We start from the raw sequence: 24,587 nt of genomic DNA, 5'->3' as shown, positions 1-24,587 counted from the left end.
TGAATGTACGGCCTCCGATCCCCTTTTATTTCGTTCTGCCCTTTAATTTATATACATAAGCCAGCACTTCGGCTACCGCTTGAAACAAATCAGCAGGTATGGCGTCTCCAATCTCAGCTCTCTGGAACAACGCCCGTGCCAGCGGCTTGTTTTCCATCGTAATGACGCCGTTTTCTTTGGCTATTTCTTTGATACGCAAGGCGACGTAGTCCTGACCTTTGGCAATGATCTGAGGTGCCTCCATCTCTGACCCCTCATACTTCAGCGCAACCGCAAAGTGAGTTGGGTTTGTGATGATTACATCAGCATTCGGAACTTCCTGCATCATGCGCTGCATAGCCATACGACGCTGGCGCTCTCGAATTTTACCCTTGATCAGTGGGTCACCTTCCATTTTTTTGTACTCATCCTTGATGTCCTGTTTGGACATCCGAATGTTTTTCTCATAATCATATTTCTGATACATGTAGTCGAAAATCGCAAGAATCATAAGCGCTACTGCAATTTTCACGCCTAAACTTAATGTTATTGAAGCTGCAAAGTGTAAAATAGCATCCACAGAAAAATGTGAAAGTGAAGCAATGTCTGACTGGTAACTGATAATAGTGCTGTACACGAGATAACCAATAATCGACATTTTTAATACGGACTTAGCGAATTCCACTACTGAACGCAATGAAAAAATATTTTTGAAGCCTTTGATTGGATCGAGCTTTTCAAGCTTTGGCTTAAGACCTTCTCCTACAAGTAGAAACCCAACCTGCATATAGTTTACAATCAGAGCAATAAGGGCAACCCCCAGCAACACAGGAGCAAGTAACAACATAACCTCGATGCCATAACGCATCATGAGCGCCATTACATTCTCACCAGTGATTTGCATGCTTAGCCGGTTAATGAAGATGTCCGTAAAAAGCCTAACCATACGTTCCTTATAAAAGTCACTAAAAAACATAAAGATCAAAAAGGTGAACAGGAGAATCGCAGCACCGGATAACTCCATACTTTTGACGACCTGTCCCTTTTTGCGTGTTTCCTGCCTCTTATTCGGCGTTGCCTTTTCAGTCTTTTCTCCTGCAAACAACTGGAGGTCGAGTTGATATTTCATTTGGGTCTTGTCCTCCATTTCACTCAGCCCGGCCTCTGTCCAATGGTCCCAAGCAATTTTTCCATGGATCTGAACATTACTTCGAACAATTGACTAAATACAAAGGAAAAACTCGGAACCAGTAAAAGCAAAATAGCAATCCCGACAAGTACCTTAAGCGGCATACCAACAGCAAACACGTTGAATTGAGGAGCTGTTTTGGCTAGAAAGCCTAAACCTACGTCTGTCAAGAACAAAGCAACGACAATCGGTGCAGACATCTGAAATGCAAGCATAAATGTCTCGCCCAACGTTCGTACTAAAAATTCTGCTATACTTCCATCTGCCAAACGAATAAAAAATGCATTGGATAACGGTATCCAACGATAACTGTATACGATCGCATCTAGCAAGTAGTGATGACCATTCATCGTCAGAAATAACAGCATGGCAAATGCGTACTTGAAGTTACCCGTAAGTGGTGCGGAAGCACCAGTCATTGGATCATAAACGTTCGCCATGGCAAATCCAATCTGAAAATCAATAAATGCTCCTGCTGTCTGTACAGCAGTCATAATAAGATACGCTACGAAACCCAGCAACAGGCCTATGAGAATTTCTCTAATGACCAGTAGAATGTAACTTAGATCTGTAGGAACCTCTTGATTAATGCCATACACCAAGTACACGGTTAACGTGACAAATGCCGAAATCCCAATTTTAAACGTATTAGGCACATTTCGAGCTGAAAAGACAGGTGCTGTTACAAAAAATGATGCAATTCGACAAAACATAAGCAGAGCGACAGGATAACTTTGCAACAATGTCTCCATCTGCAAAAGCCTAACCTATATATCTGTATAAATTATCGAGTATGTTGTACGTGAAGTCGACCAATATATTCAATATCCATGGTCCAAACAATAGTACTGCTAGTAATACGGCAACAATTTTTGGCACAAAAGCCAAGGTCTGTTCCTGAATCTGAGTTGTCGCTTGAAATATGCTGATCATTAGACCTACAACCAGAGCAAGTATAAGCATGGGTGCGCTGGCCAACAGTGCTGTATAAACTGCTTTCCCGGCCAGACCGATAATAAATTCCGAAGTCATGACCGTCCTCCTTTACTTTTCCGGCTCAAGTATTAAAACTCAGTAACAGTGACTTCACCACCAGATACCATCCATCCACGAGGACAAATAATAGTATTTTGAAAGGTAATGAGATCATAACCGGCGGAAGCATCATCATCCCCATAGCCATCAGTGTACTAGCTACAACAATGTCTATGACCAGAAACGGAATGAAAATCATAAATCCCATCTGGAATGCTGTCTTTAATTCACTGATTGCATATGCCGGCACCATAACAGTGAGCGGTATATCTTGATACGAACTAGGCTGTTCGGTTTGATTGTACTTCATAAAAAGCAATAGGTCCTTCTCCCTAGTGTGGGAGAACATAAATTTCTTTATCGGGTCTGCTGCCTTTTCTAGCGCCTCGGTTTGCGTAATTTCTCCTTCAAGATAGGGCTGAAGTGCTACCTGATTAATCGAAGACAATGTCGGTGACATGATGAATAATGTCAAGAAGAGCGCTAACCCGACAAGCACCTGATTGGGTGGCATTTGCTGTGTCCCCAAGGAAGTTCGCACAAAACCGAGAACGATAACAATTCGGGTAAAACTGGTCATCAGTACCAGTAATGCCGGTGCGATACTCAGTACCGTAATTAATAGGATGAGCGATAACGAGCTTGTACTTGGTGCTCCCCCATCCCCATTTCCGATTTGAATATCAATATTCGGTATCGGTTCGGCAAAGGCGACTGTTACGGACGCCAGGCTGATCAGCCCCATCAAACAACATGCTAGCCAAATCTTTTTCTTCATGAATCCCTCGACCGATCTGTAGTATTGTCTTCTTCTTTAAGTAGCTTCTCCATCTTCTCTTTTCGGTTAGGCATCTGCCGAAGTTTGGACTCAAACAATTCGTGAAAAGAGGTTGTATCTTCTAGCTCTATTTCCCGTGGTGGTTCTTCTTTGCGGAAACGAGCAGCTAGCTTGTTGATGAGAGGCGAGAGGCTTCCATTTGGTGAAGAAGCTTCTCGTTCAAACGAATCGATGATTCGCTGCGCCTCATCCAGATCAGAAATTTTATCTACAAGTTGAATATCATCACCTACACCAAGTAGATAAACGTTACCGCCAATTTCAATAATCTGTAGTGATTTGTTAGGCCCGAGCCCAACTCCGCCTAAAATCCGGACTGTGCCGTTACGAAACCACTGCTGATTCCGTTTATTGAGAAAACGAATCAAGTAGACGATAAGGGCTAGGATGACGGCCAGGACAACAATCACCCAAACAAGCTGCAAATAATAATTGGTACCCGCTAATGGACTTTCATCCTGAGCCATCATCATATCTCTTACACGCCCAGTGTTTTGCTGATCGCTTCAATAACGCGGTCGGACTGGAATGGCTTAACGATGAAATCTTTGGCTCCCGCTTGAATTGCATCGATTACCATTGCTTGTTGGCCCATCGCAGAGCACATAATCACTTTGGCATTGCCATCAATTTTTTTGATTTCTTTCAGAGCCGCGATTCCATCCATCTCAGGCATGGTGATATCCATCGTGATCAGATCAGGACGAAGTTCCTTAAATTTCTCAATTGCTTGTGATCCATCCTGAGCCTCGCCAACGACCTCATATCCGTTTTTGGACAAAATGTCCCGGATCATCATTCTCATAAATGCAGCGTCGTCCACGACTAAAATTCGGTTTGCCATCTTGATTCAAGTCCTCCCTAAATTGTGCTTATTGTAATTTCTGAATTCGGTCCCATTGGCTTACGATATCTATAACACGAACACCAAAGTTTTCGTCGATAACGACAACTTCTCCCTTGGCAATCAGCTTGTTATTAACCAAAATATCGACAGGTTCGCCGGCTAGTTTATCCAGCTCGACAATTGAACCTTGTGATAGTTCCAATATATCCTTAATTTGCTTTTGGGTCCTTCCTAATTCTACGGTGACTTTAAGGGGAATGTCCATCAATAAATTCAAATTGTTTTCATCAACCTGACTGTATGCGCCATTTTGCAAATTAGCAAACTGTACAGGCTGTACGTTTACATTCCTATTCGGTACACCGCCGTAATGCTGTGGTTCACCATAATGCGGCTGTGGTGGCATAGCATATGGTTGCTGTGGTGGCATTCCATATGGTTGCTGTGGTGGCATTCCATATGGTTGCTGTGGCGGCATTCCCTGAGGCATTCCTTGCGGCATCCCCATTGGTGCTTGTCCATAACTGTTATAATCCTGCGCTGGTGGCTGCGGTGCCGCCTGTGGTGGCATCTGCTGCTGTACCGGTGGTTGTGGTGGAGCTGCAGCCGGTGCAGGTGCCTGAGGCTCTGGCGTCTGTACAGGCTCTGGTGCTGCTGGAGCAGGTGTATTCGCTGTAGACTCCTGTGCACCACCAATCAACAATTCAACCATGTGCTTCGCGAAATGAACGGGAAGCAGTTGCATCAGATTGGAATCAATCAGATCACCAATCAACAACCGGAAGGATACTTGAATGAGTGTCTCATCTTCTGGAAGGTTGCTTACACCCTCGCCACTTTCCATGTTGAGAATATCAATCCCTGGAGGAGAAATATTTACGAAACGATTAAATATCGTAGACATGGATGTAGCAGAAGAGCCCATCATCTGATTCATAGCTTCCTGCACAGCACTGATATGAATTTCATTCAATTCCTCATCCGCTGGATTGCCCTCGCCCCCAAGCATCAAGTCAGCAATAACTTGTGCATCGCGTTTTTTGATAACGAGCGAGTTAATTCCTTCAAATCCATCGACATAATTGACATGTACGGCAACATGAGGTTTAGGGAACGCATCTTCAAACTGTGATCGGCTAATCGCCGAAACCTTAGGTGTGGTAATGTCCACTTTGAGTCCTAATAAAGTGGACAAAGCTGTTGCTGCACTACCAAATGTAATATTACCAATTTCACCCAGAGCATCTTGCTCCAGCTCAGTTAAGAAATCGTCAACCGTTTTCTCCGCTGGTTCAGAGCTGTTGATCGATTCAGATTGCCTGAGCAAAGCATCGATCTCGTCCTGGGATAAATAATCCTTACTCGTCAAATTCTTCAACTCCTTCGGTGACAATCTCGTCTATTTGTATAGCCACACGATCTTTAATCGTTCCCGGACTGCCCATATACTTCAGCCTGTCGCCAACTTTAATGGATAAGCCTTCATCAACCGGTTTGTTTAACGTAATGACGTCCCCAACCGATAAACCCAAAAACTCTGAAATGGAAATTTTGGACTCTCCGAGTTCGGCAACCACTGGCAATTTAGCCTTATTGACACGTTCCCTAAGAGCTTCATACTCTTCTGGAGCTCTGGTTTTTTTCTCGGAAACAAACCATTGGTGCGTAGACAGACGTGACATAATGGGTTCAAGAACGACATGCGGGATACACAAATTGATCATGCCTGTTGTGTCACCGATTTTAGTGCTCAGTGAGATCAGCGCAATCGTTTCGTTGGGTGATACAATTTGCATGAATTGTGGGTTAGTCTCCAACGCTTCCAATTTAGGTGAGATATCCAGCACCGTTTTCCATGCTTCCTGCAAGCTTTCAAACGCCCGGCTAAAAATCCGCTCCATAATGGTTGTCTCAATTTCAGTCATTGAGGCTATTTTGGCCGGTGCACTGCCCATTCCACCAAGCAGCCGATCCAGCATTGCATAACCAACGTTAGGATGTACCTCCATGACCATTCGACCTTGCAAAGGCTCGGCCTCAAAAATGTTTAATATGGTCATTTTTGGTATCGAACGGATAAATTCATCATAAGGCAATTGTTCAACCTGAACGACATTGATCTGAACGAACGTCCGCAGTTGGGCTGAAAAATAAGTGGTGAGAAAGCGTGCAAAGTTTTCGTGAATCCGGGTCAAACTTCGAATGTGATCCTTTGAAAAGCGCACTGCCCGCTTAAAATCGTAAGATCTAATTTTCTTCTGAGTTTCTTCCTTTTTCAATTCCTCAGCATCCATCTCACCTGAGGAAAGTGCTGCTAATAGGGCATCAATCTCATTTTGTGATAATACATCCACCATGTTCTCACCCCCTTACAGGTTTACAGCGTGTTCTGTTCATATTACATAGGTACCATTAAGAAATCAGTGAAGCTAGTACTGCTCAATTTCGGTTCTGGTAAGGCATTATTGATTAATTCTGTAAGCTTGGTGTTAAAATCAGAACGGCCTTTAGCTGTTTTTAATTCTTCTGGTTGTGTATCTGCTAGGGTCTGAATAATAATCGGTTTTACAGTGATTTCTTTGATCTTCTCAAATTCTTCCTTTGATTTAGCATCTGCTAGCTCAAAGGATAACTTCGCTTGTAAAATGTGGTTTGTATCTGCTAGATTCGTTTTTATGTCTGTAATTTCTGATGTTACTTCGACAATCTCATCTGCAGTCTTCTTCTTTTCTACTACAGCAGCAGACTTATGTGCATCAGCGTTGTTCCCGTTCTGAGTTTGCATAAATACAAACACAACCACCGCAATGAGTGTTATAGCAAGCAGGCTCATTGCAATCCAGGGCATCATCTTTTTCATCAGGATTCCTCCGTTTGTTGCACTTTGATGGTGGCCGCCTGAACCCCAATTTCACGGTTGTATTCTTTAATTTTGGAAATGACTTCATCCGCCTTTTCCAGCACAATGAGTCTCTTTCCTGTGACAAGAGTTATATACGTATCTGGCGTCTCTTCAACGATCTCCACCATCAGCGCATTCAACCACATGGGAGAACCATTTAACCGCGTCACCGAAATCATGCTAAGCCCCCTTATTCGGCGTGGGGGAACCCACTCCCCCACACAATTAAAAAACTGCTAAACCGTTATTAACGTTTCAGGTTAACAACTTCTTGAAGCACTTCATCCGATGTGGTAATGATTCTTGAGTTGGCCTGGAATCCACGTTGAGCTACAATCATCTCTGTAAATTCACCTGTCAAGTCCACGTTAGACATTTCAAGCTGACCTGCGATGATCGCACCAGTTCCATCTTCGGCACTGTTGGCTGTCAGGGGCTCAAGTGCACCATCTGGATTCGCATTGGCCGTCATACGGTACAAGTTGCCTCCAATTTTCTCCAAACCTTCTGGATTGACTACCTTACCAATACCAAGCTGTGCACCAGCCTCAATCGTGCCATCAGCCATCGTCTGATTGATCGTTCCATCCTGACCAATTGTGAAGGAAACAACATCATCTCCAAGGGTAATGTTACCGCCACCGTTGTCCAGTACAAACAATCCATCAGAAGTTAACAGGTTGCGTGCAGCATCAATGTGGAAATCACCAGCACGAGTCAAATAAGGAACCTCTTGATCCTCACTGAGGCGTACCAAGAAAAATCCATCCCCGTTAATCCGCAAATCTGTAGGATTGTTTGTTGTCATCGGGCTACCTGCCAAGTGCAATGTATCAATTGAACCAATCGATACTCCAAGTCCGATTTGTTTCGCGTTCACCCCACCAGTCGCATCTCCTGGAGCAGTTACCCCAGCCGTCGTTTGGCTCATAATATCTTTGAACATAACGCGGCTACCTTTAAAACCAACCGTATTCACGTTCGCAATATTATTACCGATAACATCTAGCTTTGTTTGAAAACCCCGCATCCCGGAAACGCCTGAGTACATTGATTTCAACATTTTAAAAAAGCCTCCCAGCCATAAATTGGTTTACCGCATCAATCGGTCAGCGGCATTCCGGCTCCCGAGAAGGGCCAGCCGGTTAAGATATAATGACAGCACTATCAATTTGAGTGAATACGTTGTTCTTCATACTTTCACTATCCATGGCAGTTACGACGGTGCGATTTTTGACGTTTACAATAAAAGCTAGATCCTGCATCAAAATAAGAGACTCTTTGGCTCCCTTTGCAGCAGCCTTATCTAGCGCAGTACCAATTTGCTGCATTTGCTCACTTTTCAGCTCGATGCCGCGTTGTTCCAATCTCTTTGCAGCGTGATTACTTAATTTCAGAAGATTATCTTCCAACACCTGGGCAAAGGGGCGCTCTGGCGTTGTGGATAAATCCCCTTGCTTAGATCGACTCAGCAAATTCGGTGTATTTATCCCTGTGTATAACTGCCCAACCGTTATGCGATCACTCATAACAAGTTCTCGCTGTCATCCGCCCGCTCGGTTGCTTCTGGATTAACTGGGCTTTCATTCGTGTCTGTCACGATATCCGTATTGTTTTGAACCTGAGGTTCACTTTGCTCCGGCTGGTTCAGATCACTTGATTCTGGTTCCTTCGGATTGGTTACCTGAATAATCTCATCCAGCTTGATTTCGTCATTGCCCACTTTAGCGTACTGTACACCATCTCGAACAACGATGGAATCTACAATGCCCTGACGAAGCGTTCCGTTATCTGCTTTATTAGAAGAAAGCCAACTGATCTCTCGACCAATCATGCCAGACACAGCACCTAGGGATTGGTTCAAAGTCTTGAGTTGTGATGAAATGTTAACCAATTGTTCAACCGAACTGAACTGTGCCATCTGAGCGATAAACTCTTTATCCTCCATTGGCTGCATCGGATCTTGGTTCTGAAGCTGAGTTATCAAAATTTTGAGAAACTGATCCTTCCCTAACTCCTTTGTTGCAGCACTTGTCGTTGCTTTATTCGCTGCCGAGTAGTTAGGCCAGGTATTGTTGGTTGAAACGATTTCATTAGCCATATATTCACCTCATTTCTATTAAGCTTCTGCTGTAAACGAATCCCGTTTAAGCTCCTGACCCTCTACTTGCTCGCTGCGCCAGTTACGCAATTCTTCCTGGATCCCTGCTGCCGTTACAGCATCATCGGATTGCTCTTCACGCTCACGCGAACGACGTTGCTGCTGGGAGTTACTTCCCGGCTGACGTCCACCATCCTGATACATTTGAGATCCCAGTGAGCTGTTCTGTGTTACTTCAAGCCGTTCTACTTGAATACCTTGGGCTTGAAGTGAACTACGCAGCTGCATCATCTGCTGTTCAAGCATATCTTTCGCCATGGTATGCTCCGTCATAAAACGAGCAACCAATTGTCCGTTCTGTAACGTGATCTGAACATCCAACTTACCTAAATGCTCCGGACGAAGTGAAATCGTCGCTTCAGAGAATCCATTCTTCTGAACAATATCCAACTTGTTCACAACGAATTGTGTCATTTCTTTAGCAAACTGTGATGCTTGCATAACAGGCTCCGCAGGTTTAGCTGCAGATGTACCCGAAGTACGCATAGATAACTCACCAGCTGTGATTACAGTCGAATGATCTAACTCTACATCTGCGCTCGCTGATACTGATGCATTCGTTCCTGTCTCCGTTGTCGCATGATTACCCTTACCTGCTACAGAAGCAATAAGAAGTTGAGAGATCACTGCATCTTGCTTATTCAGCGCTTGTCCTGTACTCGCTTGAGTAACTTGTACATTCTGTTCCTTCATGGCAACTAGCGTATCCACAATTGATTTCAGATCTGACCATCCCTTACTACCACTTAAATCCACGCCTGAGTTCTGTAAATGGTTCTGTAGATTCTGAAGGAGATTCTTAAACTCACTCGTGTTTTTATTAAGGGTACCATCTGGACTAACCAAATTTGTTGCCATTTGTGTAAGAGCATCCTGTAACACAAAACGAGCTGCTGCCGGGTGTTCCGTCAGGTTAATAGCTGGTACGACTTTCAATGCCTCTGGAGCCGCATCCGTATCCGCCGCAGTTCCCATCTCTTGCTCTGTACCATCAGCGATCTGTGCGTACATCTGCTGAATAAAGGTCTGGAGCTCTGCAAGGAGTGATGGATCTTGCTCAATTGCCTCATCTAAAGCTTCCAAGTCGCTGAACAAAGAATTAAGTATATCTGCTAACGAGGTTTGCTCTCCTTCTTCGCTAGATACCAAAGCTATACCAAGTGGATTAACACCCAACATCCCGGATCCTGCCACATTGCTTCCTTCTGTAGCTCCCCCGTTCAAGGATGCTGCGAGGGTTTGCATAAATTCTCCCCCTGGTGCCGCAGTAGCTCCCTTTGCTTGGGTTCCTGTCGTTGAAGTCGTTGCCGTTGCTTTCGATGAGGATGCTGTAGTCATCTGATATACGATCGACATATGTTCTCACCTCCTTTCAAATGTTCAAAAACATGTTAAAAAGATGATGCTCCGGCTACTTATTTCCCATCAGTCTGTTTAAAATTTTGGCCGTTTCCACTGAATTCTCGGTGGACATATTTTCAAGCAATTGCGAACGAGTGGCATCATCCACTGAATTCAAAATGGTTAACGTTTTATCCGGACTGAGTTTGTATGTTTCGAGCAGTAGTTTTGCACCACTTGAAGCTGACATACTTGCAAACGTTTGACTCAGTTGGTTTTTATCTAGATTCTTTGAGGTAGTTGTAGCCGCTGCCGTTGTTGTTGCTTCTTTATTCAATCTAGATTGCAGTGCATCAATGGCCAAATCACCAGATGGTTTGGCATCCTTCATCATCATGGTCACATCTGCAGCCGTTTTGGGATCCATCTTCTCAAGCACTCTAGTCCGAGATGTAGATTGCATTGCGCTCAGCAGAAGTACCATTTCTTCATTCGTCATGTTTTGCAAAATCGGTGCTGCTTTACTTGGACTCATGTCTGCGTACATTTTAGCCAAATCTTTGATTTGTTTTTGGTAATCAGACTCTGTCTCAGGAGTGGTCTGTACTGCCGTTTCTGCAGCTTGCTCAGCTTCGTCCAATTTCTTTTGCAAATTGCTAGCTTTCTGTGTTTCTGTAGCCGTAGCATCCTTAGCTGCTTGAAGCTCCGTTTCCTTCGCAGCAACTTGAGATTTAAGCTTTTCGATTGTCGCTTCAGCACTTTCCACTTGCTTCTCGCTCTTCTCAAGCTTTTCTTTCTCTGGATCTAACACGGGCTCAGGTACCCAGTCCTTGACGACTGGAATTTTATTGGCAAAATCAAGCAAGTTATTGCGAATGTCTACATTAAATAGGGTGAGTAGTACCCCAAGCAGTACAACGGTGAATACAATTGGAATGGAGATCATCAGAAACTTCTCCCAACCACCGCTCGACTCTTTTTCCATGTCCTCTGTGTCTTTTACAGCCATCGTTTATTCCTCCCTCACGAGGGCAACCTCGCTTCCAGACTTCTATTACATTGCCCGTCCGGCTTTTGCAGCGAAGCGTACAGTAGCCATCTCGTCCAGATCGTTCTGTTCACGGAGGAGCATCTCCTGCTGAAATTTGATCTTGGCCTTGTCTCTCGCTTCAAGCCATACTTTTTCGTCAACCATTTTGCCATTCAGAAACGTTTTATTCCGTTCTACATTGACCTGAGCATGCTTAACATCCGTATTCTTTCTACTAATACATTCATCTAGGTGATGAACATATCGTTGCATTTCTTGTAGGGAAGATACAGAAGCTGTGCTTTCCGTTGCCGTTTGGATCACTTGGATCAGCTCATTTTTATCATTCAAAAGTTGTAAAAGGTGCTCTTCTTCCGTCTGAAGTTTACCGATGGCTGTGGATAACATCCACTCCGCTTGTGTTTTCTCATTGCTCTTCAAGTCACAAACCTTCTGGAAATGATATCGAAATTTCATCGCTTACTCATTCATCTCCTTGCAAACTCAAGAATCAAACGTTCCTGTACTTCACTCAGTGTCACTTTTTCATCTACTTTTTGTTTGGTAAAATTCCAAATGTTATCAATCTGATCCATCGACTCGTCGATCGCAGCATTGGAACCTCTCTGATATGCTCCAATGTTAATCAAGTCTTCGGATTCTTTATAAACAGCCATTAATCGCTTCATATTATTTGTCGCTTCGATCTGCTCTTGAGGTGCAATATCCTTCATAACACGGCTGATGCTCGCAAGTACATCTATTGCTGGGAAGTGGCCTTTGTTCGCAATGGCACGATTCAGAACGATGTGACCATCCAGAATACCCCTTACTGCATCCGCAATCGGTTCATTCATATCATCACCGTCAACAAGAACCGTGTAGAAGGCGGTAATTGAACCTGTTGGACCAGTTCCTGCTCTCTCTAGCAATTTAGGAAGACTAGCAAATACAGAAGGTGTATACCCTCTCATTGCAGGAGGTTCACCAACAGCGAGTCCCACTTCCCTTTGTGCCATTGCATAGCGTGTCACAGAGTCCATCATCAGCATGACATTCATACCTCTATCTCTGAAATACTCTGCTATCGTCGTCGCAATGACCGCTCCCTTAATCCGAATTAGGGCAGGTTGATCGGAAGTCGCTACAATCACGACAGATCGTTCTAATCCTTCTGGCCCTAGATCCCGTTCGATAAAGTCTCGAACCTCACGTCCCCGTTCACCTACAAGCGCAATTACATTCACGTCAGCAGCTGTATTCCGAGCAATCATACCCATTAATGTACTCTTACCGACACCAGATCCTGCAAAAATCCCGACCCGCTGACCTTTACCAACGGTTAGCAGTCCATCAATGGCACGAACGACTACTCCCATTGTCTCCAGTACTCTCGGTCGATCCATCGGATTGACGGGTGTATTCGAGGTGGAATACGTAGGCATTCTTGACGGTAGAAGTGAACCATCGAGCGGCTGTCCCAAGCCATCAAGCACTTTGCCAAGCAGCTCAGAACCCACTTGTACGCCAAGCGGTTTGCCTGTTCCTACAACATCACAACCTGGCCCAATCGACTGCAATTCTCCTAAAGGCATTAACAGTACTTTGTTATCTCTGAAGCCAACAACCTCTGCCTGAAGCGGCTTAGCTGATTTTCCAGGGTAGATGTAACAAACATCACCGATGCTTGCATCTGGCCCCTCAGATTCAACCATTAATCCGATAACCTGAGTCACTTTTCCGTTAACCCGGACAGGGTCAAAACCTTTTAAATGTTCCATATAACGCTGTGAACTAAGAACCTTCATGTTGATTTTTTCGCCCCTCATCCTCAAGTGCTAAACGGATCAGTTCCTTTTTAATCTCAGTCAGTTGTGTATCAATACGGGCATCCACACTACCGAAGGAAGAACGGATGACACATCCCTTATCTTTGACGGTTGCATCAGGCAAGATCTGCAGTTCAGCTTGCGAGTCAATTGCGAGCGATAGCTCTTCCCGTGCTGCTTGCACAAAAGAAAACTGATCTGGTGCTACACATAACGTGATCATTCCTTGTTCCCGTTTACGCGACAGATTTTGACGAATTAATTCAAGCATTTGTTCTGGCTCCACAGTAAGTTGCATATCAATTACCTTCTCAGCAATACCGCAAGCTAGATCAACCAAAAATGGTTCTGCTTCTTGAATAATCTGATCTTTAGCAACATAAGCCTCTTCAAGAACTTCACGAGCTTCTCTCATCATCTCTTCGATCTGCACTTGGAGATCCAGTTCAGCCTGTACTTTGCCTTCTTCAAACCCTTGCTGAAAGCCTTGTGATCGCATCGCTTCAGTAAGATGTTCATCCTGCATGCGTTGTTCCTGCCACCAACTATCAATCTGCTCACGGGCTTCTTGAAGCAAACGTTCCGCCTCCTCAGAAGCTTCGCGCACCTGCTTTTCTGCAAACTCCTTCGCATCCTCCAGCATCTCTGCAGTGAGTCGTTGTGACTCCTCGTCTACACGTGCTTGCAGTTGTTCTGCCTCAGCACTTTCATCTCGTTCCACTTCGAATTCCGCTTCTGAATCTCCATAGTGATGATGATTCTCTAGTCGTTTGCGGTCATCTACCGGAACATACTGGAAAGATTTAATCAAATTAGACAATGATATCATCTCCTCCACCACGAGCGATAATGATCTCACCAGCTTCTTCCAACCTACGGATTGTACCTACGATACGAGTCTGTGCTTCCTCCACATCACGCAATCGAACAGGCCCCATAAATTCCATCTCTTCCTTGAACGTTTCGGACATCCGTTTCGACATATTCCGGAACACCGCATCGCGTACTTCCTCGCTGGCAACTTTGAGTGCCAACTGCAGATCTGCGTTGTCGATATCTCGAATAATTCGTTGAATTGAACGGTCGTCGACGTTGACGATATCCTCGAAGACAAACATCCGCTTTTTGATCTCTTCGGCAAGCTCTGGATCTTGTATTTCGAGTGAATCCAAAATCGTACGCTCTGTACCACGGTCTACACCGTTCAAAATCTGTACGATCGACTCGATACCACCAGCATTTGTGTAATCCTGTGTAACGGTTGAAGACAATTTTTGCTCCAATACCCGTTCCACTTGAGCGATAACTTCCGGAGAAGTACTATCCATGACCGCAACTCTTCTCGCCACATCAGCTTGCTTTTCCTGCGGTAAAGAGGAAAGGATTGCTGCAGCTTGCTCAAATTGCAGATAGGACAGCACCAAAGCAATGGTTTGTGGGCTCTCATTTTGAATAAAGTTCAAAATTTGATTCGGATCCGCTTTGCGAGCAAAGTCGAATGGTCTAACTTGCAGTGTAGCCGTTAAGCGATTAATGACTTCAAGAGCTTTGGAGGATCCCAGTGCCTTCTCGAGAATCTCTCTTGCATAGGTGATACCGCCTTGAGAAATGTATTCCTGAGCAAGGCAGATCTGGTGAAATTCAGCCATAATCATGTCTTTTTCCGCGGCATCCACTTTACGAACATTGGCAATTTCCAACGTCAGTTGTTCTATTTCCTCATCACGAAGATGTTTGAAGATTTGTGCCGATACCTCTGGACCAAGTGTGATGAGCAAAATTGCTGCTTTTTGTCTTCCGCTTAGTCCCTGATTGCTTGCCTTTGCCAATGCGTCCACCTCTATTCGTCAGCCAGCCATGTACGCAGCAGATTGACGAATTCGTCTGGCTTTTTCTTCGCCAAACTCTCCAATTGTTTGCGCACCTGACTTTCGTTCGTTACACTGTCCAACGTTATGGACGGGAACTCGGTTGCTACTGGAAGAGGGATTTCCTCTTCTTCTTCTTCGTTCTGTTTGCGGCGACGGCGTACGAGCAGGATCACAACGGCTGCGATCAATGCTGCAACCAGTCCACCTATGCCCCATAGCATCCCAGTTGAAAGTGGGAATCCTGTATCCGCTGTATCTGTAGTCTGGAAGCCTTGAGAGATGACAGATACTTTTTTAGCTAGATCCGCGTCAGTGATAACCGTGCCCGTGTCAGCAAGAGAAGCACGAACGATATTCACCAAGATATTTTCAATCGCATCTTGAACCGGTGCTTGCAATTCTGTCTGACCTGCTGGTGGTTCAACAGCCACATTAATGGTTAAGTCTTTTACAGAATATGGACTTGCCACGATATCTTTAACAATTCGGTTAACATCGTAATTTTTAGTACTTGATGATTCTTCAGAGGTTGAATTTCCTGTCGCATCAGCCGATGGGTAACCAGGAACTTCTTCCTGCCCCGTACCAGCTACACCACCTGTAGGTGTACTCGCTCCGGTATAACTCTTCTGAATCTCTTGTACGCTAATCTCAATACCTTTCATATTTTCCACATCGACAGGCTCTACTCTGTTTTCTGTTCTAGTTTCTTTGTCAAAATTCAATGTAGAAACGACAAGAACGTTAACTTTTTCTTCGCCTACGATTTGTGAAAGGAACTGCTTCACGTTGTTACGAACATCATTTTCAAACTTTTTCTGCAGTGCCATGTTCTCTTGAACTTCAGATGACAAGCCACCACTGCCACCGCGGGCTGATGGAATCAGCTCTGCTTCATCCGTATTCGTAATCGTAATATTCTCTATCGGTAGATTAGGAATAGCCGTTTTAACCAAATTAAAATACCCATCAACTGCTGCCTGATTTGGGTGATAACCCGGTTTGAATTGTAGGGCTACAGATGCAGATGCTTTGTCTTGCTCTTCTAAGCCAGCGAAGATGTTATCCTTTGGCATATTAACGAGCACCTTGGCATCCTGAATTCCTTGCATCCGTTGAAGTAACTGCTCCACTTCTCCGTTTAACGCACTATTGTATTTCACATCAAATTCTTTATCCGTCATCCCGATCGGAGACGAAGATTCTGAGAATGCTTTATAACCTAACGAACCGTTCTGTATGATACCTTGTGATCCAACATTTACTTTCGTAATTGCAACATCTGTGCTAGGAATCGAAATGGATTTGCCATCCGCACTTAGTTTGTAAGGAATATTGGCTGAATCTAGGTATGCAATAACTCCCGCCGAATCACTAGAGTTCAGATCTCTGAAGGCGACCTCATATTCCGTTTTGGAGAGTTGCATGGTTAGAACAACTGCAGCCATGATTAAAAATAAAAAGGTAGATACCAGTAATACCTTCTGTTTTTTGCTAAAACTATTCCAGTACTGAACTGTCTTGTCTTTGTACTGGGCGATTCTCTCATTCACTCTGTCACCCCATCCGAAACTTTGCTTAGTCTGTCCCGAAGCAACTTCTGTACGTCATTAGTTACAGAATAAACGTTGGCTTTTAGGAGCAGCATCACGCTGCTTGTTGTAATGATCAGCGCTGTTATCGAAGCGCAAGGCGTGCTATTTTACAATTGCGTACGCATAATTTCTTGGTATGCTTCGACTACTTTGTTTCGGACCTGAGTCGTCAGTTGCAAACCCAGTAGAGCTTGTTCTGATGCGATCATCACTTGATCGACGTTCACTTTTCCAACTAAAAACTGGTTAGACATCTCATGCGCTTGGGATTCCTGTGCAGCTACGGAGCCTAACGCTTCTTGTAAGTATGTACCGAAGCTCTCAATAGTTTCGGCTGGTGTTGAGGGTTTGCTAACGGAAGCATTTTGCATCTGGAGCGGCTGAATCCCCTGTGTGTTAAACATGTTGTTCTGAATCATTAATGTCCCTCCCCTTCATCTCTTTCTTCAACTTAAGAAGAATTTAATTTCATTCCTGTTTAACTAGGCTCTACCAATCTCCAATGCCTTAGATATCATGGCTTTAGTTGAATTCAAAGCAGTAACGTTAGCCTCGTATGACCGCGAAGCAGAGATCATATCAACCATCTCTTTCGCAATGTCGACGTTAGGCATAAATACATACCCGTCCGCATTTGCATCTGGATGTGTTGGATCGTATACAGGCTTGAGCGGAGATTGATCATCACGAATCTCAGAAACTCTAACACCCTCTCCCGTTCCACCGTCTCTCATTTGGCTTTGAAGCATGCTACTAAATGAGGATTTGTTGGGCTCAAGAACAACCATTTTCCTCTTATAAGGAACGGCTTCCCCATTAACTACACTGGTACGCGTTGTCTCTGCGTTAGCAATATTGGAAGAAATCACGTCCATTCGCAAACGTTGAGCTGTTAGAGCCGATGCACTAATCCCAAAGCTATTACTGATGTTCACCTTAGCTATCTCCCTTCAACGCCAACACGCATCATTTTAATCTGTTCATTTACTTGCTGGATGTAAGCACTGTAGCGCAATTGGTTGTCCGCCAGAAGACTCATTTCTCTGTCGATATCGACATTATTCTGGTTATTATTCATCGATGTAGAATGATCCAAATTGACTACTGGTGTAGGTACGGAAGAGGAAGGGCCTATGACAAAATGCCTTGAATCCGTTACTTTCCCTCTAAGAGCAGGCGTATCTCCATCCATTTGCTGCTGCAACATTTCTTCAAAAGCGACGTTAGAACGCTTAAAGTACGGGGTATCCGCATTTGCAACATTGTCTGCAATCGTACGTTGTCTCATGTTCGACGCATCAAGTGCACCTTGTAACCTCTGGAAACTAATATCATTCAAAAGATTCATATTTTCCCTCCTCTCCTTAGAAATTATGGAAAAAGATTGCATCTTCTTCCTTTTAATCGCTTATGTTTTTTCGACAAAAACATTCGCTTTTACACGTTTTTCTAGGACTTAAGTAGAATTAACTCTGATGTTGTCGTATATGATAAGTTTCTTCGAGATTGGGATTTATTACAATAAGAAAAAAGCCCTATCTTTTCTGTAATAGAGGGCTTTTTGTGTATTTTCTGCAAATTATGATTTTTTTCGTAAATGATGAGGCCCAAAACAAAAATTTTCTAATATCCCATCATCCTGCACTTAAACATTCTTAAAATAAAAAAAATGATTCTTCCCCTAGTTTCTTACACAACCTTTACAAAATAGCAGTATTATTGATCAGCTCATCCCTTTTGAGGATATAGATAATCGCCGATATAATAAGGTTTTTCCAATAATTCCACTTTTGGAGCAGCATTTCTGTGTAATAGAATTTTGACTTAAAAACGATCTTTGTTACTTCAATTCTTCTCTTAATCCACAACACTTTTTTAACAATTATCAACTTGTATGTAGATTGATTTCTTAGAAAGCAGTTTGTTATTCCCGAAATTCCTCCAAACCCACTTTTTGCACATTTGCGCAAATTTTCTCTCATTCTTCATAAAACCTATCGTCAGACTTGGTTAAAACAAAACCCTTATATTGGAAGAGGTTCCACACCTGAGCACGCTAAAACTTACTTTTGTCGAGCGAATTATGCCCGATCTGCGGCACAAGTCCTATATTGTACTTACCAAAAATCTACTCACACCTAATTATCGGTTCTTTACCTTCGTTTTATTAGCTGGATTTGTTAAACAGGATCTTTTGGTCAATACAAAAAGACGGTACACCTCCGGATAGACAGCACACTTACAAGTCAATGTAGGATTATCATACCCACTAATAACTTCAAATGTAATTGTTTATCCATGTATACCGTCATTGTCTCATCTATGTCGAAATTGCAATTCAGCTATAGCTAATCTATAGAATGTACTGGCTCAGATCACGATCCAGAGCGATGTCATTCAATTTCTCACGAACATACTCTGGAGTGATCACCATACGTTCTAATGTGAGTTCAGCTGCCTCAAAGGACAAGTCTTCAAGTAGTTTCTCCAGAATCGTGTGCAGACGACGTGCGCCAATATTCTCCGTATTCTGGTTCACGGACTCTGCAAGTTTAGCAATCTCTCGAATGGCTTCGTCCGAAAACTCAATTTCAATGTTCTCTGTACGCAATAAATCAACATATTGCTTCGTTAATGCATTTTTCGGCTCAGTTAAAATAGATACAAATTCATCCAGTGTGAGGCTATTCAATTCTACACGAATTGGGAATCGCCCCTGAAGCTCTGGGATCAGATCTGAGGGCTTAGCCACATGAAATGCTCCTGCAGCCATAAACAGAATATAATCGGTTTTGACAGGCCCGTATTTAGTCATCACAGTCGAACCTTCAACGATAGGCAGGATATCCCGCTGTACACCTTCACGTGACACGTCAGGACCACTTCCGCGTCCTTGGCTGGCTACCTTGTCGATTTCATCAATGAAGATAATTCCGGTTTGTTCTGCTCTGCGGATCGATTCCTGCGTTACGTCATCCATATCAATTAGTTTGCTTGCTTCTTCCTGAATGAGCACTTTACGCGCTTCTTTAATAGCCAATTTGCGTTTCTTGGTGCGACGAGGCAACAAGCTACCAAACATCTCCTGCATGTTCATTCCCATCTGATCATTGCCCTGACCAGCAAACATATCCATCATGTTAGGCGTTGTATCCTCAACATCAATCTCTATGACATCGTCCTCTAGCTTACCTGATAACAGATCAAATTTAATCTTACGGCGGCGCTCAGCCACATTTGTATCTGGCTCAGCTTCTTCTTGCTCTGGGACATGATTACCATTATTCCCGAAAATCATCTCAAATGGATTCCGCTGATTTTTGGTTTTGGATTGTGAAGGAGCCAAAATATGTACAATTCGCTCATTGGCAGCTTCTTCGGCTTTGTCTTTTACCTTTTCTGTCCGCTCCAATTTAACCATACGCAAGGACGTTTCGATGAGATCACGAACCATGGACTCAACATCACGACCTACATAACCCACTTCAGTAAATTTCGTTGCTTCTACTTTAACAAACGGAGCGCCCACGAGCTTAGCCAAACGACGGGCAATCTCTGTTTTACCTACACCTGTAGGTCCAATCATCAGGATATTTTTGGGTACAATATCATCCTGGGTTTGCTCGGGTAGCAAGCTACGACGATAACGGTTACGAAGAGCCACCGCTACGGATTTCTTAGCTTGTTTTTGACCAACGATGTATTTATCGAGCTCTGCAACAATTTGTCTAGGTGTTAGCGCTTGTGTTTGCATATAGCTTCCCTCCTACCGGTATACTTGATTTTCAAACCTCTCGATGACCCAAATTAGGGAGAACCCCGCAAAACATGAGGAAAAATGACCGGGGTCAGGCTCCATTTTGCGGGGTTAAATTACAACTCTTCTACAATGATATTCGTATTGGTGTACACGCACAATTCTGCTGCAATCTGGAGTGATTCACGCGCAATATCTTTGGCTTCCAAATTACCTGCATGTCGTTTCAAAGCACGCGCTGCGGACAGAGCGAAGTTCCCTCCAGATCCTATGGCAATAACATCATCATCCGGCTCGATGATCTCGCCACCACCAGAGATGAGCAACATACCTGTTTTATCCATAACGATTAAGAGTGCTTCAAGCTTACGGAGTATCCGATCCTGTCTCCAGTCTTTGGCAAGCTCTACAGCAGCCCGCTGTAAATTACCATGGTGCTCCTCTAACTTACCTTCAAATTTCTCAAAGAGTGTAATCGCGTCTGCCACGGAGCCGGCAAAACCAGCAACGACCTGTCCGCGATACAAACGTCTTACCTTTTTGGCGGTATTCTTCATAACAACACTTTGCCCCATGGTCACTTGACCATCTCCAGCAATCGCTGCCTTGCCATTATGGCGCACTGCACAGATCGTAGTGGCATGAAATGACATATCCATGATATTGCCTCCCCCACGAATAATTTATACGCGTTCAGGAATGGTTAGACCTTCTGAAGCAGCAAACCGAGCAATTCCATCCAATGCACGCTGAGCAAGAGCTTCATTCTTTTCCTTTTTGTTGCGTATCTTTGTTTCCAGTTTCGGTAACAAACCAAAGTTTGCATTCATAGGCTGGAAGTGTTTAAAATCAGCAGTCGTAATATATTGTGCCATACTGCCCAGTGTTGTTTCTACTGGCAGTACTACAAGTTCCTGACCAAGAGCCGCTTTTGCAGCATTCATACCTGCAATGAGACCTGATGCAGCCGATTCGACATATCCTTCAACACCTGTCATCTGTCCAGCGAAGAACAGGTTAGGACGGTCTTTAAATTGATACGTTGGACGCAACAATTTCGGAGAATTAATAAATGTATTGCGATGCATCACGCCGTAACGTACAAACTCTGCATTTTCAAGACCAGGAATCAATGAAAATACACGTTTTTGTTCTCCCCATTTCAGATGCGTCTGGAATCCAACCAGGTTATACAACGTTCCTGCAGCATTATCCTGTCTAAGTTGAACTACCGCATGTGGAAGTGTTCCTGTATGTGGGTTAACTAGACCTACGGGCTTCATCGGTCCAAACAACGCTGTTTGTTTACCACGCTTCATCATCACTTCGATTGGCATACAGCCTTCAAAGTAAATCTCTTTCTCAAACTCTTTTAATTGAGCGACCTCAGCGGTAATCAATGCATCGTAGAATACATCAAATTCCTCTTCTGTCATCGGACAGTTCAGATATGCCGCCTCTCCCTTATCATAACGGGAAGCTAGGTAGACCTTATTCATGTCGATGGAGTCTTTTTCGATAATTGGTGCAGCTGCATCATAGAAGTAGAAGTATTCCTCTCCCATGAGTGCTTTGATCTGCTCCGATAATGCCGGGGATGTCAAAGGTCCTGTTGCAACAACAACGATGCCATCTTCCGGAAGGGAAGTCAGTTCCTCATTGACAACCTCAATTAAAGGATGCTGTTGCAGTGTAGAAGTAATCTCGCCCGAGAATCCATCCCGGTCAACCGCAAGAGCTCCACCTGCTGGTACAGCATGCTTATCTGCCGCTCCAAGAACAAGAGAGTTAAGCATTCTCATTTCTTCCTTAAGAACACCTACTGCATTGGTCAGACCGTTAGCACGCAGTGAGTTACTGCATACTAGTTCTGCAAATTTATCTGTATGATGAGCCGGTGTTTTCACAACCGGTCTCATCTCGTATAGTTTTACACGTACACCGCGACTCGCAATCTGCCAAGCTGCTTCTGTTCCTGCCAGACCTGCTCCAATAACCGTTACTTGTTGTTCGTTAGTCAAAATCATTTACCCCCATATATGCTAATCCGCTGATTCCTCGTCTGCTTCTTCCACAGGCTCCTGATGGTCACAGGACGTACATTGTAATCGTGTTCCTTGCTTATTGCGCTTCTCAATCATTAAGGAACTACAGCTTGGACATGGCTTCGCTGATGGCTTATCCCACGAGACAAAGTCACATTCAGGATATTTGTCACATCCATAGAATACACGTCCCTTTTTGCTCCGTCGCTCTACAACATGCCCTTCCTTACATTTCGGGCAAGTCACACCGATATCCTTAATAATCGGTTTGGTATTCCGACATTCCGGGAAGCCAGAACAAGCCAGAAATTTACCAAAACGGCCGAGCTTGTAAACTAAATGTTTACCGCACTTCTCGCAGATTTCATCAGAAACTTCATCTTCAATCTCAATTTCCTTCATCTCTTCTTCTGCAAATTCAAGTCTTTTCTCGAAGGATTCGTAAAATTCCGCAAGAACCTTAACCCAATCCTCAGAGCCTTCTTCTACATGGTCAAGATCACCTTCCATGTTGGCAGTAAACTCTACATTAAGAATTTCTGGGAAAAACTCTTCCATTTGTTCTATGACAAGTTCACCTAACTCTGTAGGCATGAATTTCTTTTCTTCGATGGCAACATACCCGCGCTTCTGAATCGTTTCCAGTGTTGGCGCATATGTACTCGGACGGCCTATGCCCAGCTCTTCAAGAGTCTTAACCAGCCTAGCCTCGGTATAACGCGGTGGTGGCTGTGTGAAGTGCTGCTTCGGCTCAATCTCCTGTTTCTCCAGTACATCTCCATTTTTCAGTGGAGGTAGCAGGCGATCTTCTTCCGTTGTACCGTCATCGTTACCTTCCACATATACCTTCATGAAACCTTGGAAGCGAACTTTGGAGCCCGCAGCGCGGAAGATCGTATCTCCGACAGCAATATCAACAGAAAGTGTGTCTAGTATAGCCGATGACATCTGACTTGCGACAAAACGTTCCCAGATTAGTTTATATAAGCGAAATTGATCCCGGCTCATAAATGATTTAATCGAATCCGGATCACGCAAAATGGAAGTTGGACGAATAGCCTCATGCGCATCCTGTGCATTAGCTGCCTTTTTGGAATAGTTTCTAGGTGTTTCCGGCGCAAATGGTTCACCGTACTTGCCAATGATGTATTCCTTCGCTTCTTCCTGTGCAGATGCAGCAATTCGAGTGGAATCGGTTCTCATATACGTAATGAGACCCACTGTGCCTTCTTTTCCAAGGTCTACGCCCTCATACAGTTGTTGTGCAACGGACATCGTCTTAGAAGCTCTGAAATTCAATTTACGTGCGGCTTCCTGTTGCAAGGAACTCGTCGTAAACGGAGCGGAAGGATTGCGGCTACGTTCCTTCTCTTTCACTTCTTTGACCGTAAAGTCAGCGCCTTCGATCTGTTTCAAGATCGCCTGTACTTCAGCTTCGCTACCCAGTTCGGTCTTGGTGCCGTTCAATTGATGAAATTTAGCTTCAAATGGATTTCCGTCAGCTGTCAGCTTAGCGGTGATGCTCCAGTACTCTTCAGGTACAAAATCATCAATTTCATTTTCACGATCCAAAATGATTTTGACCGCTACCGATTGAACCCGACCAGCGGATAGTCCTTTTTTGACTTTCTTCCATAATAAAGGGCTAATCTTATATCCTACGAGCCGATCCAGAATACGTCTTGCCTGTTGCGCATTAACCAGATCCATATTGATTTTGCGCGGCGTTTTGAACGCATCCTTGACTGCTTGTTTAGTAATCTCATTAAATACAACGCGGCAATCCTCTGTATCATCAAGTTCCAAGGCATGAGCCAGATGCCATGCAATAGCCTCACCTTCGCGATCCGGGTCAGCTGCGAGGTACACTTTTTTCACTTTCTTACGTGCATCTTTCAGTTCTTTCAAAATTGAACCTTTGCCGCGGATCGTAATATATTTCGGATTAAAATCATTCTCAACCTCAACGCCGATCTGACTTTTCGGCAAATCACGCACATGTCCCATCGAAGCCTTAACGATGAACTTGCTGCCTAAATATTTGCCAATGGTCTTCGCCTTTGAGGGCGACTCCACGATTACGAGTGAATCCGCCATAGGTCCATCTCCTCTCAGTCATGAAACTGCTTGGTTCCAATTCATAGTAATGCTCATCATAGCCGTTAACT

27 protein-coding genes are annotated in these 24,587 nt (G+C 44.0%); all 27 read right to left on the bottom strand.

Annotation, left to right across the window (positions count from 1 at the left end; genetic code table 11):
- Nucleotides 1-25 precede the first annotated feature (25 nt).
- Entirely contained in the window at nucleotides 26-1,108 is a 1,083-nt protein-coding gene (gene flhB / locus ASD24_RS22185) for a flagellar biosynthesis protein FlhB (RefSeq protein ID WP_200956181.1), read from the bottom strand.
- Between the two features lie 23 nt (nucleotides 1,109-1,131).
- Entirely contained in the window at nucleotides 1,132-1,920 is a 789-nt protein-coding gene (gene fliR / locus ASD24_RS22180) for a flagellar biosynthetic protein FliR (protein WP_056700612.1), read from the bottom strand.
- A gap of 10 nt (nucleotides 1,921-1,930) precedes the next feature.
- The gene (gene fliQ, locus ASD24_RS22175) at nucleotides 1,931-2,200 is read right to left on the bottom strand and encodes a flagellar biosynthesis protein FliQ (RefSeq protein WP_056700610.1); all 270 of its coding nucleotides are present in this window, start codon (nucleotides 2,198-2,200) and stop codon (nucleotides 1,931-1,933) included.
- A gap of 25 nt (nucleotides 2,201-2,225) precedes the next feature.
- Entirely contained in the window at nucleotides 2,226-2,981 is a 756-nt protein-coding gene (gene fliP, locus ASD24_RS22170) for a flagellar type III secretion system pore protein FliP (RefSeq protein WP_056700608.1), read from the bottom strand.
- Complete coding sequence (locus ASD24_RS22165; protein ID WP_056700606.1) at nucleotides 2,978-3,514, bottom strand: flagellar biosynthetic protein FliO; 537 nt, start codon at nucleotides 3,512-3,514, stop codon at nucleotides 2,978-2,980. The genes fliP and ASD24_RS22165 overlap by 4 nt, the downstream gene beginning before the upstream one ends.
- Before the next feature lie 5 nt (nucleotides 3,515-3,519).
- Nucleotides 3,520-3,885: a response regulator gene (locus ASD24_RS22160; protein ID WP_056700604.1), complete on the bottom strand. Its 366-nt coding sequence runs from the start codon at nucleotides 3,883-3,885 to the stop codon at nucleotides 3,520-3,522.
- Between the two features lie 28 nt (nucleotides 3,886-3,913).
- The gene (fliY, locus tag ASD24_RS22155) at nucleotides 3,914-5,257 is read right to left on the bottom strand and encodes a flagellar motor switch phosphatase FliY (protein ID WP_056700602.1); all 1,344 of its coding nucleotides are present in this window, start codon (nucleotides 5,255-5,257) and stop codon (nucleotides 3,914-3,916) included.
- A complete protein-coding gene (gene fliM, locus ASD24_RS22150; RefSeq protein WP_056700600.1) occupies nucleotides 5,247-6,245 on the bottom strand; it encodes a flagellar motor switch protein FliM in 999 nt (332 codons plus the stop codon). Before fliM ends, fliY begins: the two co-directional genes overlap by 11 nt.
- Before the next feature lie 41 nt (nucleotides 6,246-6,286).
- The gene (locus tag ASD24_RS22145) at nucleotides 6,287-6,748 is read right to left on the bottom strand and encodes a flagellar basal body-associated FliL family protein (protein ID WP_056700598.1); all 462 of its coding nucleotides are present in this window, start codon (nucleotides 6,746-6,748) and stop codon (nucleotides 6,287-6,289) included.
- Nucleotides 6,748-6,969: a flagellar FlbD family protein gene (locus ASD24_RS22140; RefSeq protein WP_056700597.1), complete on the bottom strand. Its 222-nt coding sequence runs from the start codon at nucleotides 6,967-6,969 to the stop codon at nucleotides 6,748-6,750. Before ASD24_RS22140 ends, ASD24_RS22145 begins: the two co-directional genes overlap by 1 nt.
- A 68-nt stretch (nucleotides 6,970-7,037) precedes the next feature.
- Complete coding sequence (gene flgG, locus ASD24_RS22135; protein ID WP_056700595.1) at nucleotides 7,038-7,853, bottom strand: flagellar basal body rod protein FlgG; 816 nt, start codon at nucleotides 7,851-7,853, stop codon at nucleotides 7,038-7,040.
- Between the two features lie 82 nt (nucleotides 7,854-7,935).
- A complete protein-coding gene (locus ASD24_RS22130) occupies nucleotides 7,936-8,319 on the bottom strand; it encodes a TIGR02530 family flagellar biosynthesis protein (protein ID WP_056700593.1) in 384 nt (127 codons plus the stop codon).
- The gene (locus ASD24_RS22125; protein WP_056700591.1) at nucleotides 8,316-8,891 is read right to left on the bottom strand and encodes a flagellar hook capping FlgD N-terminal domain-containing protein; all 576 of its coding nucleotides are present in this window, start codon (nucleotides 8,889-8,891) and stop codon (nucleotides 8,316-8,318) included. Before ASD24_RS22125 ends, ASD24_RS22130 begins: the two co-directional genes overlap by 4 nt.
- A gap of 18 nt (nucleotides 8,892-8,909) precedes the next feature.
- On the bottom strand, nucleotides 8,910-10,307 hold the full coding sequence (locus ASD24_RS22120) for a flagellar hook-length control protein FliK (RefSeq protein ID WP_056700589.1): 1,398 nt from the start codon (nucleotides 10,305-10,307) through the stop codon (nucleotides 8,910-8,912).
- 55 nt (nucleotides 10,308-10,362) lie between these two features.
- Nucleotides 10,363-11,301 (bottom strand): MotE family protein, encoded by a 939-nt coding sequence (locus ASD24_RS22115; RefSeq protein WP_056700587.1) that lies wholly within the window; start codon nucleotides 11,299-11,301, stop codon nucleotides 10,363-10,365.
- A gap of 45 nt (nucleotides 11,302-11,346) precedes the next feature.
- A complete protein-coding gene (gene fliJ / locus ASD24_RS22110) occupies nucleotides 11,347-11,799 on the bottom strand; it encodes a flagellar export protein FliJ (protein WP_056700584.1) in 453 nt (150 codons plus the stop codon).
- A gap of 11 nt (nucleotides 11,800-11,810) precedes the next feature.
- Nucleotides 11,811-13,130 (bottom strand): flagellar protein export ATPase FliI, encoded by a 1,320-nt coding sequence (gene fliI, locus ASD24_RS22105; RefSeq protein WP_056700583.1) that lies wholly within the window; start codon nucleotides 13,128-13,130, stop codon nucleotides 11,811-11,813.
- Nucleotides 13,117-13,971, bottom strand: coding sequence for a FliH/SctL family protein (locus ASD24_RS22100; RefSeq protein WP_056700581.1), 855 nt, complete (start codon nucleotides 13,969-13,971; stop codon nucleotides 13,117-13,119). The genes fliI and ASD24_RS22100 overlap by 14 nt, the downstream gene beginning before the upstream one ends.
- Nucleotides 13,964-14,980: a flagellar motor switch protein FliG gene (gene fliG, locus ASD24_RS22095; RefSeq protein ID WP_056700579.1), complete on the bottom strand. Its 1,017-nt coding sequence runs from the start codon at nucleotides 14,978-14,980 to the stop codon at nucleotides 13,964-13,966. Before fliG ends, ASD24_RS22100 begins: the two co-directional genes overlap by 8 nt.
- Nucleotides 14,981-14,991: 11 nt before the next feature.
- Nucleotides 14,992-16,575, bottom strand: coding sequence for a flagellar basal-body MS-ring/collar protein FliF (fliF, locus tag ASD24_RS22090; RefSeq protein WP_056700577.1), 1,584 nt, complete (start codon nucleotides 16,573-16,575; stop codon nucleotides 14,992-14,994).
- Between the two features lie 149 nt (nucleotides 16,576-16,724).
- On the bottom strand, nucleotides 16,725-17,036 hold the full coding sequence (gene fliE / locus ASD24_RS22085; RefSeq protein WP_056700575.1) for a flagellar hook-basal body complex protein FliE: 312 nt from the start codon (nucleotides 17,034-17,036) through the stop codon (nucleotides 16,725-16,727).
- Between the two features lie 63 nt (nucleotides 17,037-17,099).
- Entirely contained in the window at nucleotides 17,100-17,552 is a 453-nt protein-coding gene (gene flgC, locus ASD24_RS22080) for a flagellar basal body rod protein FlgC (protein ID WP_056700573.1), read from the bottom strand.
- 5 nt (nucleotides 17,553-17,557) lie between these two features.
- Nucleotides 17,558-17,965, bottom strand: a complete 408-nt coding sequence (gene flgB / locus ASD24_RS22075) for a flagellar basal body rod protein FlgB (RefSeq protein WP_056700570.1) — start codon at nucleotides 17,963-17,965, stop codon at nucleotides 17,558-17,560.
- A 1,005-nt stretch (nucleotides 17,966-18,970) separates the two neighbouring features.
- Nucleotides 18,971-20,371: an ATP-dependent protease ATPase subunit HslU gene (gene hslU / locus ASD24_RS22065; protein ID WP_056700567.1), complete on the bottom strand. Its 1,401-nt coding sequence runs from the start codon at nucleotides 20,369-20,371 to the stop codon at nucleotides 18,971-18,973.
- A gap of 119 nt (nucleotides 20,372-20,490) precedes the next feature.
- Nucleotides 20,491-21,033 (bottom strand): ATP-dependent protease subunit HslV, encoded by a 543-nt coding sequence (gene hslV / locus ASD24_RS22060; protein ID WP_056700565.1) that lies wholly within the window; start codon nucleotides 21,031-21,033, stop codon nucleotides 20,491-20,493.
- A gap of 24 nt (nucleotides 21,034-21,057) precedes the next feature.
- On the bottom strand, nucleotides 21,058-22,401 hold the full coding sequence (gene trmFO / locus ASD24_RS22055; protein WP_397338391.1) for an FADH(2)-oxidizing methylenetetrahydrofolate--tRNA-(uracil(54)-C(5))-methyltransferase TrmFO: 1,344 nt from the start codon (nucleotides 22,399-22,401) through the stop codon (nucleotides 21,058-21,060).
- Nucleotides 22,402-22,416: 15 nt separating this feature from the next.
- Nucleotides 22,417-24,516, bottom strand: coding sequence for a type I DNA topoisomerase (gene topA / locus ASD24_RS22050; protein WP_056700561.1), 2,100 nt, complete (start codon nucleotides 24,514-24,516; stop codon nucleotides 22,417-22,419).
- Between the last annotated feature and the right edge of the window lie 71 nt (nucleotides 24,517-24,587).

This window comes from Paenibacillus sp. Root52 (genome assembly GCF_001426865.1).
Classification (GTDB): Bacteria; Bacillota; Bacilli; order Paenibacillales; family Paenibacillaceae; genus Paenibacillus.
This window is presented reverse-complemented; position numbering and strand designations above follow the sequence as displayed.